At 60.7% G+C, this 14,649-nt stretch carries 12 protein-coding genes; 2 read left to right on the forward strand and 10 right to left on the reverse strand.

Annotated features, from left to right (window positions below; all coding sequences use genetic code 11):
* Window positions 1–26: 26 nt before the first annotated feature.
* Window positions 27–686, reverse strand: coding sequence for a ligase-associated DNA damage response endonuclease PdeM (pdeM, locus tag PSUM_RS12875; protein WP_083348331.1), 660 nt, complete (start codon window positions 684–686; stop codon window positions 27–29).
* Complete coding sequence (locus PSUM_RS12880; RefSeq protein WP_083348332.1) at window positions 686–3,172, reverse strand: ligase-associated DNA damage response DEXH box helicase; 2,487 nt, start codon at window positions 3,170–3,172, stop codon at window positions 686–688. The genes pdeM and PSUM_RS12880 overlap by 1 nt, the downstream gene beginning before the upstream one ends.
* Before the next feature lie 68 nt (window positions 3,173–3,240).
* Here PSUM_RS12880 and PSUM_RS12885 point away from each other — a divergent pair, with 68 nt between their 5' ends.
* Complete coding sequence (locus PSUM_RS12885) at window positions 3,241–3,789, forward strand: hypothetical protein (protein ID WP_020797090.1); 549 nt, start codon at window positions 3,241–3,243, stop codon at window positions 3,787–3,789.
* Window positions 3,790–3,835: 46 nt separating this feature from the next.
* On the opposite strand, the gene PSUM_RS12890 is transcribed toward PSUM_RS12885, so the two are convergent.
* The 8 genes from PSUM_RS12890 to PSUM_RS12925 form a co-directional block, all read right to left on the reverse strand.
* Window positions 3,836–4,600 carry an ABC transporter ATP-binding protein gene (locus PSUM_RS12890; RefSeq protein ID WP_020797089.1) on the reverse strand — a complete coding sequence of 255 codons (765 nt, stop codon included), beginning with the start codon at window positions 4,598–4,600 and terminating at the stop codon, window positions 3,836–3,838.
* 13 nt (window positions 4,601–4,613) lie between these two features.
* Entirely contained in the window at window positions 4,614–5,732 is a 1,119-nt protein-coding gene (locus tag PSUM_RS12895; protein ID WP_083348333.1) for a succinylglutamate desuccinylase/aspartoacylase family protein, read from the reverse strand.
* Window positions 5,733–5,757: 25 nt separating this feature from the next.
* Window positions 5,758–6,468, reverse strand: coding sequence for an ABC transporter permease (locus PSUM_RS12900; RefSeq protein ID WP_020797087.1), 711 nt, complete (start codon window positions 6,466–6,468; stop codon window positions 5,758–5,760).
* Complete coding sequence (locus PSUM_RS12905; RefSeq protein ID WP_020797086.1) at window positions 6,465–7,193, reverse strand: ABC transporter permease; 729 nt, start codon at window positions 7,191–7,193, stop codon at window positions 6,465–6,467. Before PSUM_RS12905 ends, PSUM_RS12900 begins: the two co-directional genes overlap by 4 nt.
* 56 nt (window positions 7,194–7,249) lie before the next feature.
* On the reverse strand, window positions 7,250–8,032 hold the full coding sequence (locus tag PSUM_RS12910; protein ID WP_020797085.1) for a transporter substrate-binding domain-containing protein: 783 nt from the start codon (window positions 8,030–8,032) through the stop codon (window positions 7,250–7,252).
* 216 nt (window positions 8,033–8,248) lie between these two features.
* On the reverse strand, window positions 8,249–9,934 hold the full coding sequence (locus PSUM_RS12915) for an ATP-dependent DNA ligase (protein WP_083348334.1): 1,686 nt from the start codon (window positions 9,932–9,934) through the stop codon (window positions 8,249–8,251).
* Window positions 9,931–10,962 carry a ligase-associated DNA damage response exonuclease gene (locus tag PSUM_RS12920; RefSeq protein WP_020797083.1) on the reverse strand — a complete coding sequence of 344 codons (1,032 nt, stop codon included), beginning with the start codon at window positions 10,960–10,962 and terminating at the stop codon, window positions 9,931–9,933. The genes PSUM_RS12915 and PSUM_RS12920 overlap by 4 nt, the downstream gene beginning before the upstream one ends.
* A gap of 187 nt (window positions 10,963–11,149) precedes the next feature.
* The gene (locus PSUM_RS12925; RefSeq protein WP_083348335.1) at window positions 11,150–13,600 is read right to left on the reverse strand and encodes a penicillin acylase family protein; all 2,451 of its coding nucleotides are present in this window, start codon (window positions 13,598–13,600) and stop codon (window positions 11,150–11,152) included.
* Between PSUM_RS12925 and PSUM_RS12930 the strand changes: the two genes are divergently transcribed.
* Entirely contained in the window at window positions 13,599–14,489 is an 891-nt protein-coding gene (locus PSUM_RS12930) for a peptidase inhibitor family I36 protein (protein WP_169840436.1), read from the forward strand. The two genes, PSUM_RS12925 and PSUM_RS12930, sit on opposite strands and share 2 nt — an antisense overlap.
* Window positions 14,490–14,649: the final 160 nt, after the last annotated feature.

The following is a 14,649-nucleotide window of genomic DNA, read 5'->3' on the forward strand; positions in this document are numbered from 1 at the left end:
AACTTCCATCGCGAGCAGGCTCGCTCCTACAGGGACACCGGCCAGATTTCGTCGTCGCCGATGACGAAAATCCTACAGTCGTCGTCCTGTTCCACCAGATAACCTCCGGTAAACGCCCCGAAGGCCGGTAGCAGGCTGATGTCCCCGCCCAGTCTGAAACATGGCTGCCGCAGGCTCTGCCGACCCCGACCGTTGAGTCGATAAACTGGATGCACGTGACCGGCGAGTACATGTCGATCCGCATGCGGCTGGGGTTCGTGCTGCAAAGCGAACGGCCCCAGCAGCAACGGCTCAGGCACCACTCGAATGTTCAGCGAGGCCGGCGGGTCCCCGGCACGCTTGTCATGGTTGCCGCGAATCAGCGTCATGGCCAGCTTGGCATTGCGTGTTCGCCAGTCAATCAATGCTTGCAGCGTGGCGCTGGCATGGGAACCCGGTCCGTGAAGAAAATCGCCTAGGAAAATCAGCTGTCGGCAGGGCAATGTGGCCAGCAGTTCGTCAAGCACGGCGATGTTGCGGCGGGTGGTACCTTGGGGGACTGGTTGGCCAAGGCTTCGGTAAGCGGCGGCCTTGCCGAAGTGCACGTCAGCGATCAACAACGCTTGCTGAGCAGGCCAGTAGAGGGCTTTTTCCGGCAGCAGCCAAAGCTCTTCGCCGGCCAGTCGCACGGGGTAGGGCGTACTCATCAGGCTTTCCCTGTTCCGGCTGTTATCTCAAGGTCGCTGACCATGCGTCGGATGCGGTCGGCGAGTTTTTCTGAACTCATGCTCTCTCTCATACGTTCCACCAGCAGCGGAAACCCGAGGGGTGTAGGACGTTTGACTTGATGCAGGTCGAGACGTAGCTGACTGATGTGCGCCAACGTCTGTTCCAGGCGATGAATATCCAGTTCCTCGCGCAGGACTTCTTCTCCGGCCTGGGCCAATAGCAAATTGTCCGCGTCGTACTGTTTGAACACTTCGAAAAACAACCCGCTCGAGGCTTGAACCTGGCGTGTGCTCTTGGCTGCACCGGGGTAACCGGCGAACACCAGTCCGGCGATCCGGGCTATTTCCCGAAAGCGCCGCAAGGCCAGCTCTCCGGCATTCAGGCTGGCGAGTACGTCCCTGAGCAGATTGTCTGGGCTCAACAAGTCCGGACTCAGGGCTTGCACCCAGTCCACCGGGGTGGCACTCAGCAATTCCAGCCCGTAATCATTGACCGCGATGGAAAACGTCACGGCTTGCTGCTGACTGACTCGCCACGCCAGCAAGCTGCCCAGGCCCAGATGCACCTGACGGCCGGCGAAGGGATACAGGAATAGATGCCAGCCCTCACGGGACTTCAACGCCTCGGCCAGCAACGATTGCGACGTTGGCAAGCCAGACCAGCGTTGCTGTACCTCCAGCAGCGGGCGCAATGCCAGCATTTGCGGGCCGCTGAACTCGCCGCGCGCCGCCTCACTAAAGCGCGTGACCACCGCTTGCGCCAGCTCATTGGAGAGGGGCATGCGACCGCCATTCCACCGCGGCACCGCGGCTTTCTTTACGGTGCTGCGTTTGACATAGGCGGTCATGTTTTCCACGCGTACCAACTCCAGCAGCCGCCCGGCAAACAGAAAGCCATCGCCCGGCTTAAGTCGCGCGATGAAACCTTCTTCAACACTGCCCAGTTGTTTGCCGCCGCCGCCCTTGCTCCAGAATTTCAACTGAATGCTCGCATCGCTGACAATCGTGCCGATGCTCATGCGATGGCGGCGGGCCAATCGTGCATCGGGTACACGCCAGATTCCCTGTTCATCCGGCTCGACCCGGCGGTAATCCGGATAGGCTGTCAGGGAAAGCCCGCCGTGACGTACGAAAGCCAGCGCCCAGGTCCAATCCGCCTCAGTGAGATCACGATAAGCCCAGGTGGTGCGTACCTCATCAAACAACTGATCGGGCACAAAACCGCCACCCAGTGCCATGCTGACCAGATGCTGGACCAGCACATCCAAGGGTTTATGCGGTGATATTCGAGGTTCGATCCGTCGCTGCGCCACTGCATCCTGTGCCGCTGCGGCTTCGATCAGCTCCAGGCTGTGCGTCGGCACCAGCGTCACCCGGGAAACGCGTCCCGGCGCATGCCCGGAACGCCCGGCGCGCTGCATCAGGCGGGCCACGCCTTTGGCCGAGCCAATTTGCAGCACCCGTTCCACTGGCAGGAAATCCACGCCCAGATCCAGGCTGGAGGTGCAGACCACGGCTTTGAGGTGACCTTCCTTGAGGGCACGCTCCACCCAGTCACGGGTTTCACGGGACAGCGAACTGTGATGCAACGCGATCACCCCCGCCCAGTCCGGTCGGGCTTCAAGCAACGCTTGATACCAGATTTCCGATTGCGCACGCGTATTGGTGAAAACCAGGCTGCTGGCGCTGTCATCCAGTTGCGCGACGACCTGCGGCAACATTTTCAGGCCGATATGTCCGGCCCATGGAAAGCGCTCGATCGCGGGCGGCAGCAGCGTATCAACCTGCAGTTTTTTATCCGTCTGGCCTTGAACGCTGATACCGCCGCCCTGTGGGATTAATACCTGCTCGGCGTGGTCCTGATTGCCCAGCGTCGCGGAAACGCCCCACACGATCAATTGCGGGTTCCAGCGGCGCAGGCGGGCGAGCGCAAGTTGCAGTTGCACGCCGCGCTTGTTGCCGAGCAATTCGTGCCATTCGTCGACCACGACCATGCGCAAGGTCGAGAGTGCTGTGTGTGCATCCGCTCGGGCGAGCATCAACGTCAGGCTTTCCGGGGTGGTGATCAGCGCGGTAGGCAAGCGTCGGCTCTGGCGTGCACGTTCGCTGCTGCTGGTATCACCCGTGCGCAGGCCGACGTTCCAGGGGATCTGCAAGTCGAGCAGCGGCGCCTGCAGTGCACGGGCGGTGTCGGCAGCCAGGGCGCGCATCGGGGTTATCCAGAGAACGGTCAGGGGATCGACTACGGGTTTTCGTTTGCGTGGTGTTTCAACCGCAGGTGCAGAGCGTGCGAAGCGATTGAGCGCGCCGAACCAGACCGCATAGGTTTTGCCGGCGCCGGTGCTGGCGTGCAGCAGACCGGATTGTCCTTGTTTGACGGCTGCCCACACCTGTTTCTGAAAGGTGAACGGCTTCCAGCCGCGAGCGGTGAACCAGCGTTTGGCGAAGTCGGTGGTGGTTCCCATACCGGCGGCGTGCGCTCTGAGAGTGTTCTTTGACTGACCACGGCGCAACGCGAAAGGTTTAATGACTGATGCGTGCGGTCTTCGCCGAGCAGTTCTCATATTCGGAAATAACTGTGTTTGTCGTTGAAACCTATTGGCCGATGGGCCGTGGTTTTATCGCTGCGCTGTTCGTCCTGCCGCGTCTTGCCAGGGCCGACAGCGAGCCGTCGACCATGAATATGAAAAGGAACATTCAGATGAAGTCAGTTCGTGCAGGGCATTTGCGCGCCGATTTGATCACGGAGAGTGGGAAGCTCCTCGCGTTTCGGGCAGCGCCAACGCTCGACTATTTCGAACAGCCAGGCTTGCACTGCCTTGGCGCGAGCGATGGTCTGGACAAGGCGTTTTATCTCTATCTGCCGCAGGGTATCGACAGCGGCAGGTTTCATCTGGGATTGAGTGAACGCTCCCCGATGATCATTCACGTGACGGGCAGTTCGGAAGCGGAGTTGTATCGAGGCGCGCTTGAATTGACGGTGGGAGGCGACGCACAGTTTGCCGGAAGTTTCCGCGGCCTGGATGCCGACGGCATCGAGGTGGAAAACGGCAGCTTCAGGCTTGAGCGTGAAGCCAGTTGAGTGACGGAAGCCAGTCAGCCTGGCTCCCGTTTCAAGGGTTGAACGCTTATTTCAAGTTGCCGCTGAGGAACTGTTTCAGACGCTCGCTCTTCGGGTTGCCCAGCACATCCTCCGGCGCGCCTTCTTCCTCCACCAGGCCCTGGTGCAGGAACAACACCTGGCTCGATACTTTGCGCGCGAAGCTCATTTCATGGGTGACCATGATCATGGTCCGGCCTTCTTCGGCCAGGCCCTGGATCACCTTGAGCACTTCACCCACCAGTTCCGGGTCGAGCGCCGAGGTCGGTTCGTCAAACAGCATCACTTCCGGTTCCATGGCCAACGCGCGAGCAATCGCCACCCGTTGTTGCTGGCCACCGGAAAGGAATGCCGGGTATTGATCCGCTACGCGTGCTGCCAGCCCGACCTTGTCGAGGTAACGTCGGGCGCGATCTTCGGCTTCCTGCTTGCTGCAGCCCAGCACCCGGCGCGGGGCCATGGTGATGTTTTCCAGCACCGTCATGTGGCTCCACAAGTTGAAATGCTGGAACACCATGGCCAGGCGGGTGCGAATTCTTTGCAGTTCATCGGCATCGGCCACGTGCATGCCATGACGATCCTTGATCATGCGAATTGCCTGGCCGTCGAGGCTCATGGCCCCATCGTTGGGCTGTTCGAGGAAGTTGATGCAGCGCAGGAAGGTACTTTTTCCGGAGCCGCTGGCACCGATCAGGCTGATGACATCGCCCGTGTTGGCCTTGAGCGACACGCCCTTGAGCACCTCATGATCGCCATAGCTTTTATGCAGGCCTTCAATGGTCAGTTTGTACATGGAGCATGCATCCTCAAGGCGAAAGTAGGTAGCCGCTGCGATAGGCTTCGGCGCCCGCGACGTGGGCGATCACCATGCCGGCGGTGGCCATGCGGCGCAGCGAGCGGGCGTACATCAGGCCGGCGGCAGTGCAATGGACAGGCGTGACACGGTCGCTGATGGGGTCAATGATTTCGGCGATCAGTTGCCCGGCTTCCAGGTATTGCCCCGGCAGCGCACTGAACACCAGCAGCCCGCCAACAGGCGTCGCCACGGGTTCCACTCCGGCCAGGGGGGTGGCCGGGTAGGGCAGGTCGGGCAATGGCGCCGACTCACCGGCAATCGCGCCGAAATGAATCAGATAGTCGATCAGCGCCTGGCTGTCCTGGCTGGCCAGCGGGTGGTTGACGTCGCCCTGGCCGCGCAGCTCGACGGTGACCGAAAAGCTCCCCGGCGGAATATCGAAGTGCTCGCCGAAGCGCTCCTTCAATTGCCACCAGAGCAGCGTGAAGCATTCATCGAACGACTGGCCACCGGAATCGGTGGCCAACAGGCTGGCTTCGGAACCGATGTAGCGAGCCAGCGGCTCGACCTGTGGCCAGGCTTCGGGCGTGGTGTACAGGTGCGCCACTGCTTCGAAGTCACAATGCAGGTCCAGCACCATGTCGGCATCGCAGGCCAGCCGTTGCAGGGTCAGGCGCTGGGATTGCAGCTGGGTGCTGGCGGTCTGCCGCGCCAATGCCTGGCGCAGGTTGTTGCGGATCAGTTCGAGGTTGCGCTGCGGGTCGTCGCCGAGTTGGCCTTCGATCGCGTTGCCCACCTCTTCGCTCAAATCAATGAACCAGCGGTTGAAGTTCTGCCCACTTTCGAGCTCATAGCGCCCCAGCGGTACATCCATCAGCACTTGCTCCAGGCCCGGCGGGTTGGCCACGGGCACCAGGACGATTTCACTGCGCAGCCGGCCGGCGGCTTCCAACTCCGCCAGGCGTTGCTTGAGGTGCCACGCCACCAGCATGCCGGGCATTTCATCGGCGTGCAGGGACGACTGGATGTAGATCTTGCCGTTGGCCGGTTGCGGCCCGAAGTGAAAACTGTGGATCTGTCGTGCGGTCCCCGGCAGTGGGGCGAGCAATTCATGTATCTGGTGGCGCATTTGTCGTGTTTCCCGAAGCGGGGTCCTAGTGAGTCGGCCCGAGGAAGGCCAGCCATCGGCGTTCGGCGAGGCGGAACAGGCCGACCAGCGCAAAGGTGACGGTCAGGTAGATCAGCGCGGCGATCCCGAACGACTGGAAGGTCAGGAAGGTCGCCGAGTTGGCGTCCCGAGCGACTTTCAGGATGTCCGGGATAGTCGCAGTGAACGCCACGGTGGTCGAGTGCAGCATCAGGATCACTTCGTTGCTGTAGTACGGCAACGAGCGACGCAGCGCCGAAGGCATGATCACGTAGGCATACAGCTTCCAGCCTGTCAGGCCGTAGGCCTTGGCGGCTTCGACTTCGCCGTGGGCCATGCTGCGGATCGCCCCGGCGAAAATCTCCGTGGTGTAGGCGCAGGTGTTCAGGGCGAACGCCAGGATGGTGCAGTTCATCGCATCACGAAAGAAGCTGTCGAGCAGCGGTTGCGCGCGCACGGCGGCCAGGCTGTAGATCCCGGTGTAGCAGATCAGCAGCTGGATATACAAAGGCGTGCCGCGAAACAGGTAGGTGTAGAACTGCACCGGCCAGCGAATGTAGAAGTGCGGTGAAACCCGGGCGATCGACAACGGAATCGAGACGATGAAGCCGATGAAGATCGATGCACTGAGCAACCACAGGGTCATGGCCAGGCCGGTGATGTTCTGACCGTCGGTGTAGAGGAAGGCTTTCCAGTATTCCTGCAGGAGTTCGATCATCGCACAGCCTCCCGGGTACCCGCGGCATAGCGGCGTTCGAGCCAGCGCAGAATGACGTTGGAGGCGCTGGTGATCGCCAGGTAGATCAGGGCGGCGAGCACCAGGAAGTAGAACAGCTGATAGCTGCTTTTACCCGCATCCTGGGCCGCCTTGACCAAGTCGGCGAGGCCGATGATCGACACCAGTGCAGTGGCCTTGAGCATGACCATCCAGTTGTTGCCGATACCCGGCAGGGCATAACGCATCATTTGCGGAAACACCACGATACGGAACCGCTGGCCGCGCTTGAGTCCGTAGGCCGTGGCTGCTTCGACCTGCCCGCGAGGCACGGCGAGGATCGCGCCGCGGAAGGTTTCGGTGAAGTAGGCGCCGTAAATGAAGCCCAGGGTCAGTACCCCGGCGCTGAACGGGTTGATCTCGATGTATTCCCATTCCATGTAATCGGTGAGCGACGTCAGCCAGGTTTGCAGGCTGTAGAAGATCAGCAGCATCAGCACCAGGTCTGGCACCCCGCGAATCAGCGTGGTGTAGCACTGTGCAAGCAGGCGTAGCAGTTTGACTTTCGACAGCTTGGCACTGGCGCCGAGTAGACCGAGCAATACGGCCACCAGCAGTGACATCGCCGATAACTTGATGGTCATCCAGGTGCCTTCCATCAGCAGCGGGCCAAAGCCCTTGAGGCTGAAGGCGGAGAGCCCCAGTGTGTTTAAGAGGTTTTCGAACATAAATCAGCAACCTGATCGGATGAAAAAAGCGCCCATCGCGAGATGGGCGCCGGGCATTACTTGCCGCTGTACAGGTTCAGATCGCCGAAGTGTTTCTTTTGAATAGTGGCGTAGGTGCCATCATCGTGTAACGCTTTGATACCTTTATCCAAAAGTGCTTTCAGCTCGGTGTTACCTTTCTTAATGCCGATTGCCGTCTTGGCGGGCAGCAGTTCGCTGTCAACCGGCTTGCTGACTTCGTAGCCTTCACCTTTTGGCGACTTCAAGAAGCCCAGTTCGGCTTGCAGCATGTCCTGGATCGCGGCGTCCAGACGGCCGGAAGTCAGGTCGGAATACACCTGGTCCTGGTTCTGATAGGCCTGGGTCTTCACGCCGGCCTTATCCAGCACAGCCTTGGCGTAGGCTTCCTGGATGGTGCCTTGTTCGTAGCCGACGGTCTTGCCCTTGAGCGACGCGACGTCTTCGGTCAGGCCGGAACCTTTCTTGAACACGTAGGCGGTTGGACCGGAGAACAGTTCGCTGGAGAAGTCGATGACTTTTTCGCGGGCCGGGGTGACGGTCATCGAAGAGATCACGCCGTCGAATTTATTGGCCTTGAGGCCAGGAATCATGCCGTCGAAGTCGCTTTCGACCCATTTGCACTTGACCTTCAGCTCAGCGCAGATCGCGTTCCCCAGGTCGATGTCGAAGCCTACCAGGCTGCCGTCGGCCGCTTTCGACTCGAACGGCGCGTAGGAAGGGTCAACACCAAAACGCAATTCCTTGTATTCCTTTGCCAGCGCGGAACCGGCTGCCACGCACAACGCCAGTGCAGAAAGGGTCAGCAATGCTTTTTTCATTATTCAATCCCTAAGAACCAATATGAGCGCTTGTGGCGCAGAATTATTGTTACTGGTAAGCGTAAGCCCTAATGAAAGTAGCAATTTCCGAACCAGAGTACCGAACAAGCGTTTAAAAGGTATTCGGGAAATTGCAGGAGGGGATTAGTGCACGAAAATGGGCGTCGTGAAAAGCCTGCACTTTTCTGGTTCTGCACAGCGCTCGCATACAGCGGTTCAGCCGAGCAGATCCTGTAATGTACCCAGGTGATCAGCCTCTTCGACCGATTTGTCCTGCCGCCAGCGCAGCATCCGCGGAAACCGCACCGCAATCCCGCTTTTGTGCCGTTTGGACAAGGCGATGCCTTCGAAACCCAGTTCAAACACCAGGCTCGGCTTGACGCTGATCACCGGGCCGAATTTTTCTACCGTGGTTCTGCGCACGATGTTGTCGACCTGGCGCATTTGTTCATCGGTCAACCCTGAATAGGCCTTGGCAAACGGCACCAGCGCGCGTTCGCTGGCGTCGGGTGGCGCGTCCCAGACGGCGAACGTGTAATCGCTGTAGAGACTGGCGCGGCGGCCATGGCCGCGCTGCGCATAAATCAGCACCGCGTCGACACTGAACGGGTCGACTTTCCATTTCCACCAGACCCCCATGTCCTTGGTGCGACCGACGCCGTAGAGCGCGTCCCGAGCCTTGAGCATCATGCCTTCGACCCCGAGCCGGCGCGATGCTTCCCGCTGGCGGGCGAGGTCGAACCAGTCTTCGCCGGTCAATAAGGGCGAGGCGAGCAGCAGAGGATTGTTGGCCTGGGTGATTACCTTCTCCAGTTGACTGCGCCGCCGGTTTTGCGGCTGATTGCGCCAATCCTCGCCTTGCCATTCCAGCAAGTCGTACGCGAGGATGACCACCGGCACGTCATTGAGAATCTTGCGGGTGAGGTTTTTCCTGCCGATCCGCTGCTGCAACAGGGCGAAAGGTTGTACGGCAGGGGAATCCGGAGGCGGATCGAAGGCATCTTCGGTCCCTGTGTGAGCGGCTTTCCAGGCGACGACCTCGCCGTCGATCACGGTGCCGTCGGGCAAGCAGTGGATCATACTGTCAAATTCAGGAAAGCGATCGGTGACCAATTCTTCACCGCGCGACCAGATCCATAGGCGTCCTTCGCGTTTGACGATCTGGGCGCGGATGCCATCCCACTTCCATTCGACCTGCCACTGGCTGGCGGTGCCGAGCAGCGCTTCGAATTGTTCGACCGGTTGTGCCAGGGCGTGGGCGAGGAAAAACGGATACGGCTGACCGCCGCGTTGCGCATGTTCGTCGGGAGATTGCGCGGCGACCAACTTCAAGTAGCTGGCGGCAGTGGGGCGGTTGGACAAATCGGTGTAGCCGACCATTCGTTGGGCCACGCGCTTGCTGTCCAGGCCAGTCATGGAGGCCAGCGCTCGGGTCACCAGCAACTTCGAGACACCGACGCGAAAGCTGCCGGTGATCAACTTGATGCACAGCATAAGGCTGGGGCGGTCCAGTTGCGACCAGAGAGCGGGGAGGCGTTCGGCGAGCACCTGCGGGGATTCGCCGCGCAATGGCAGCAGTTTTTCTTCGATCCATACCGCCAATCCGTCGCTGGAGCGATAAGGCGATTCGGGCAACACCAGGGAAATCGTTTCCGCCAGGTCGCCCACCGCCTGGTAGCTTTCTTCGAACAGCCACGCCGAAAGCCCGGAATACGCGACTGCCAACTCCGGCAGGACGCGCACCGGCACTAATTGCCTGGGGCGTCCTCCGGACAGAAAGTACACCGCCCACGCGGCATCTTCCGGCGCGGCCTGAGCAAAATACTCTTGCATCGCCGCCAGCTTGGCGTTGCTCGATGTCGTGGCGTCGAGTTCGGCGTACAGCTGGGCGAAAGCCTTCATGGCAGTGCCTCGACGCTCTCGGCTTCGGCGGTCGATGCCTCCTCATCGTCACCGTACTCGGTGCGAAAGCCCTGGGCATCGAGGCCTTGTTCACGCAGGTGGCGCACCAATACCGCGACGGAACCGTGCGTGACCATTACCCGCTCAGCGCCAGTCTGTTCGATGGCCCACAGCAATCCCGGCCAGTCTGCGTGATCGGACAACACGAAACCGCGATCCACCCCACGTCGCCGACGCGTTCCGCGCAAGCGCATCCAGCCGCTGGCGAAACCGTCGCTGTAGTCGCCGAAACGGCGCATCCAGGTGCTGCCACCGGCCGAAGGCGGAGCGATGACCAGCGCTTTGCGCAGAATCGGATCGTTTTTTTGGAAATCGCCAGCGTAGAGCGTTGGCGGCAGGTCTATGCCGGCCTCGCGATAGACACGGTTCAGCGGCTCCACCGCGCCATGCGTCAGGATCGGCCCGAGGCTGGCATCGATGCCATGGAGAATGCGCTGGGCCTTGCCGAAGGAATAACAGAACAGCACGCTGGCTTTATCTTGCTCGGCATTGGCCTGCCACCATTGATTGATCTCGGTAAAGACCTGCGCCTGGGGCTGCCAGCGATAGATCGGCAGGCCGAATGTCGACTCGGTGATGAAGGTGTGACAGCGCACCGGTTCGAACGGTGCGCAGGTGCCGTCGGGTTCGATCTTGTAGTCACCTGACGCCACCCAGACTTCCCCGCCATATTCCAGGCGCACCTGAGCCGAGCCGAGGACGTGGCCGGCGGGGTGGAAACTCAGGGTAACGCCGTGATGCAGCAACCGCTCGCCATACGCCAGGGTTTGCAGGTCGATGTCCTGGCCCAGTCGTGCCCGCAGTATCCCTTCACCGGGTGCTGCCGCCAGGTAGTGCTGGTTGCCGGTGCGGGCGTGGTCGCCATGGGCGTGGGTGATGACCGAACGCTCGACCGGCCGCCACGGATCGATGTAGAAATCGCCGGCGGGGCAATACAAGCCTTCAGGGCGCGCGATGACAAGGTCCACGTTGCTGTCCAAGTGCAGGGGCTTGTTAGCTAGGAGGCTGGCGCGGGCGAAGAAGTTCTATCGGGAATTCCCGGGTAAACAACCTACCCCCTGTAGGAGCTGCCGCAGGCTGCGATCTTTGACCTTGTTTTTTCAAAGATCAAGATCAAAAGATCGCAGCCTGCGGCAGCTCCTACAGGGAATGTGGTTATTTTCCAGGTGTCAGGGTCAGGCGCTTGGTTCCATACACCCGGTCGAAATTCTCCGGCTGCATTGGCAAGCTCTGATACTGCCCCTTCAGCCATGGCTCGATACCGTTGAGGTAGTTCGGGCTGGCCGGGTTGCCGGACTGGCCGGTGGCGATCTGGCCCATCAGCGGTTCGGGTTGGCCGAAGTCGACGATCAGGCGCATGGCCGGCACCCGTGTGGTGTTGAAGTCTTGGCCCACGGAATAGGCGGCCGTGTTGAGGGTGGTGTGGTCGCCGCCGGCTGGCTGCGGACCTCGCACGGTCTGGCCGCTGGCGTTCTTCCACTCATAGCGGTGAAGTTTGCCCCACTGCCAGGCTTTATGATCGCCACCCAACTGACTGTCGCCAGCGGTGATCGCCGCCGCCAGGCTGCGGGCGAGGATCGCCGGTTTGTCTTCTTTCTGCGCGGTGTGCACATCATCCCAGAATGGACTGTCTTCGCGCCCCAGCAAGTGATCGGCCTGCGCCGCGTAAGACAAGCTGCCATTGGCGATGAAAGCTTGCCACGCCGGGCTGCCTTGTGGCCCCAATTCATCGAGGAAAATCTGCCGGGTGCTTTCCTGCAGGAACAGCTGATAGATGGCCGCATCGGCGGAGGTCGGGCTGAGTTTGCCGTCAAATGCCATCAAGCGGGTCAGGGCCTCGCGTGCCTTGCCGCGATCCGCCACGGGCAAGGCCTCGATGGCCTGCTTGAGCGGCTGTGACATCCCCGGTGCTTCGAACATTTTCTTCAGTTTGGCGGCGAAGGTGGTGGTCTGGTCGTACTGCATGGCGATCAGGCTACGGGTGTCGTGCTTGCCCACGCCGGCCAGTTCGGCCAGGCGCTCGCCACGTTCCGGTGCCGACCAGGAGTTGGATAGCTGCATGCCATAGCCATGGGGAATGACCCGCTGGTTGGCGGTGCCGAGCCAGCCTTGGGCCGGGTCCTGATCGTAGGGGTGCAGCATCGGGTCGGCGTAACCGTCCCAATCGTAACGCCCCTCCCAACCAGGCGAGGGCAACAGGCCTTCGCCTTCGCGGCGGTTTGGATAGCGGCCGGTGACTTGCCAGCCAATGTGGCTGGCATCGGCGAACATCAGGTTCAAGGTAATGGCGCGAATCTCGCGGCTGGCGTCCGAGGCTTTCTCGACATTCTGCGCCCGGGACAGGTCAAAGAAGGCGTCCAGGCTCTTGTCGTCGGTAAAGTTCGGCGTTTGCAAGGCCAGGCCGAAACCGCTGCCCTGCGCCAGGCCCTGGGCACTGTTGAGCAGGGGACCGTGGCGGGTTTCGAATATCGCTTCGCGAATCGGCCGCTGGCCTTTGACGAAGTAGGTTTCATTGCGCACGATCGCCGGCTGCCACTTGCCAGCGGTTTCGTAGGACAGCCCATTACCCTGGCGTTTGATTTTTTCCAGGAACAGGTCCTGGTTGTCGCCCATGACGCTGGTCATGCTCCAGGCCACTTTGCCATTGAAACCACCCAGGATCATCGGCAACCCGGCGAGGGTCACACCGGAAGCCTGGTACTTCGATGTGCGGATCTGCACGTAGCTAAACAGCGCCGGTACCCCCATCGGCCCGTGGCTGTCGCTGGCCAACAGGCTTTTACCGCTGCGGCTGCGCTGCGGGGCAATGGCCCAGTTGTTCGATGAGGTGGCGCCCAGTAGATTAAGCTCGGACAGCTGGCCGGTGGCCTTGCTGATCTCGGCCAGCCCCGGTACCTGCCCGCTGAGCTTGATGCCTTGCAGCTTTTCACTTTCGGCCAGTGGCAGTTTTTCATCCGGGGCCGAAGGGGTCAGCCACGGCAGTTTGTCGGTAGTGACGCTCTGGGCCAGCACCAGCGAGGCAATTTCCTCGGGCAGGTTGGCTGACTGACTGAAGTTGAGCAGGCAGAAAATCAGCGCCGAGTCTTCCGGCTTCCAGTACTCGGGCTTGTACCCGGTGGCGGCGAGGTCGGCAGGCAGCTTGTCGCGGTAGCGGAACAGATAGGCGTTGACCCCGCGGGCATAGACTTCGAAGAAGCGCTTGAGTCGCGGTGAGGAGGCCTTGTACAGCTCGCCAGCGCTCTTCTTCAGGTTGACCGCGCGCATATAGCGGTCGGCGTCCAACAGGTCCGCTCCCTGCATCTCGGCCAATCGACCCTGGGCGAGCAAACGCAGGGTGACCATCTGGGTGATGCGGTCACTGGCGTGCACATAGCCGAGGGAGAACAGTGCGTCGTGGAAAGTGCTGCTTTCGATCAACGGCATGCCCATCGCATTGCGCCGAACCGAAACGTTCTGCGCCAGGCCTTTGAGCGGCTGTACGCCGGAGGTGGGCGGGAGGGTGTCCTGGGCATTGAAGCTCTGACAACCGGTCAGGCTCAAGACACCCGCCACTGCTGCGGCAACGCCGAACCGGGGTAGAAAATGTGAAAGGGCTGGCGAGGCCATGGCAAAGCTCCTGCGGGGGGTAAAGGCGGCGGCGCGCAATAAAGGCGCTACGTTAGTGAGCAGGAGGGGGGCGCGCAAGCGGGATGCGGGGTTATTTCAACAATCGGCCGGGCGGTGCCATCGGTCGAGCCTGTTATTTCTGACAGTAGACAATCCATTGTGCCGGGCAGACGCTGTTTTCCTGCTCACGCTGACTGTGTTCAGCGTTCCTGGCAAATGGAGTCTCTACATGAACAGCAAATGGCTGGTTGCGTTCGTGGCACTCTGCCTCGGTGTTGGCGCACTGTTTTTTTCGGCGAAACAGGCGACAGTCGAGCGCAGCCCCTATGCGTTGTTCGAGCCCGGCATGACGACTGAGCAAAAAGTCATGGTGCAACGACAAATCGAGCGCCAGCTCAGTCGAAAATCGGGAGGCAAGCAAATCAGTACCACTCAAGTGGTATATGACAATGGTGCCGCTGTGGTGACGTTCCCGGTACCCGGCGACGCAGGTCAGTCCGATCGCAACTGTGATTACGGTTACGTCTGTTTCTGGACCGCGTCGGATTTTGCCGGCAGGAAACTGTCATTGCTCAGTACGGCGAAAAACGGGCCCGTCAATCTGTCCGACTATGACATGAGCGCCCAGGTCTTCTCCTGGCAGCACAACAACAAGACCGGCACAGTAAAGATCTTCGGAGTGGATGGGCCGGGCGCGAAGGGCAACATGGTGATGAGCAATATCCGGGAGGTGATCCTGGGCAAGGGCTGTTGTCCGTTCAGCGTTCCCGAAGATGCCCGCGTCGTCGGCACCTGGACGGAGATCAATGCCCAGAGCCGACTGACCGAGAATAACAACAGGATCATGAGCATCGCGTTTGCGCCCATGTTCATGTTATTTGCCCATTAGAGGTCAGGCTTCCCACCGGAGCAGCCCTTGGGCGCGCTGAACCGATTTTGTCCTCGATACTGGCCGACTAGTGGCCTTGCAAGCCGAAGGCCGATGTCTATGCTGACGTCTAACTAACCATGCCGACCGTTATCGCCGGCATTGGATCATCGAGCCAAGC

Origin of the sequence: Pseudomonas umsongensis (assembly GCF_002236105.1) — a bacterium.
Taxonomy (GTDB): domain Bacteria; phylum Pseudomonadota; class Gammaproteobacteria; order Pseudomonadales; family Pseudomonadaceae; genus Aquipseudomonas; species Aquipseudomonas umsongensis.

Excerpts from the sequence above, each read along its gene's own strand:
- pdeM (WP_083348331.1), bottom strand. The coding sequence starts at position 686 with ATGAGTACGCCCTACCCCGTGCGACTGGCCGGCGAAGAGCTTTGGCTG.
- PSUM_RS12880 (WP_083348332.1), bottom strand. The coding sequence starts at position 3,172 with ATGGGAACCACCACCGACTTCGCCAAACGCTGGTTCACCGCTCGCGGC.
- PSUM_RS12885 (WP_020797090.1), top strand. The coding sequence starts at position 3,241 with ATGCGTGCGGTCTTCGCCGAGCAGTTCTCATATTCGGAAATAACTGTG.
- PSUM_RS12890 (WP_020797089.1), bottom strand. The coding sequence starts at position 4,600 with ATGTACAAACTGACCATTGAAGGCCTGCATAAAAGCTATGGCGATCAT.
- PSUM_RS12895 (WP_083348333.1), bottom strand. The coding sequence starts at position 5,732 with ATGCGCCACCAGATACATGAATTGCTCGCCCCACTGCCGGGGACCGCA.
- PSUM_RS12900 (WP_020797087.1), bottom strand. The coding sequence starts at position 6,468 with ATGATCGAACTCCTGCAGGAATACTGGAAAGCCTTCCTCTACACCGAC.
- PSUM_RS12905 (WP_020797086.1), bottom strand. The coding sequence starts at position 7,193 with ATGTTCGAAAACCTCTTAAACACACTGGGGCTCTCCGCCTTCAGCCTC.
- PSUM_RS12910 (WP_020797085.1), bottom strand. The coding sequence starts at position 8,032 with ATGAAAAAAGCATTGCTGACCCTTTCTGCACTGGCGTTGTGCGTGGCA.
- PSUM_RS12915 (WP_083348334.1), bottom strand. The coding sequence starts at position 9,934 with ATGAAGGCTTTCGCCCAGCTGTACGCCGAACTCGACGCCACGACATCG.
- PSUM_RS12930 (WP_169840436.1), top strand. The coding sequence starts at position 13,599 with ATGGCAAAGCTCCTGCGGGGGGTAAAGGCGGCGGCGCGCAATAAAGGC.
- PSUM_RS12925 (WP_083348335.1), bottom strand. The coding sequence starts at position 13,600 with ATGGCCTCGCCAGCCCTTTCACATTTTCTACCCCGGTTCGGCGTTGCC.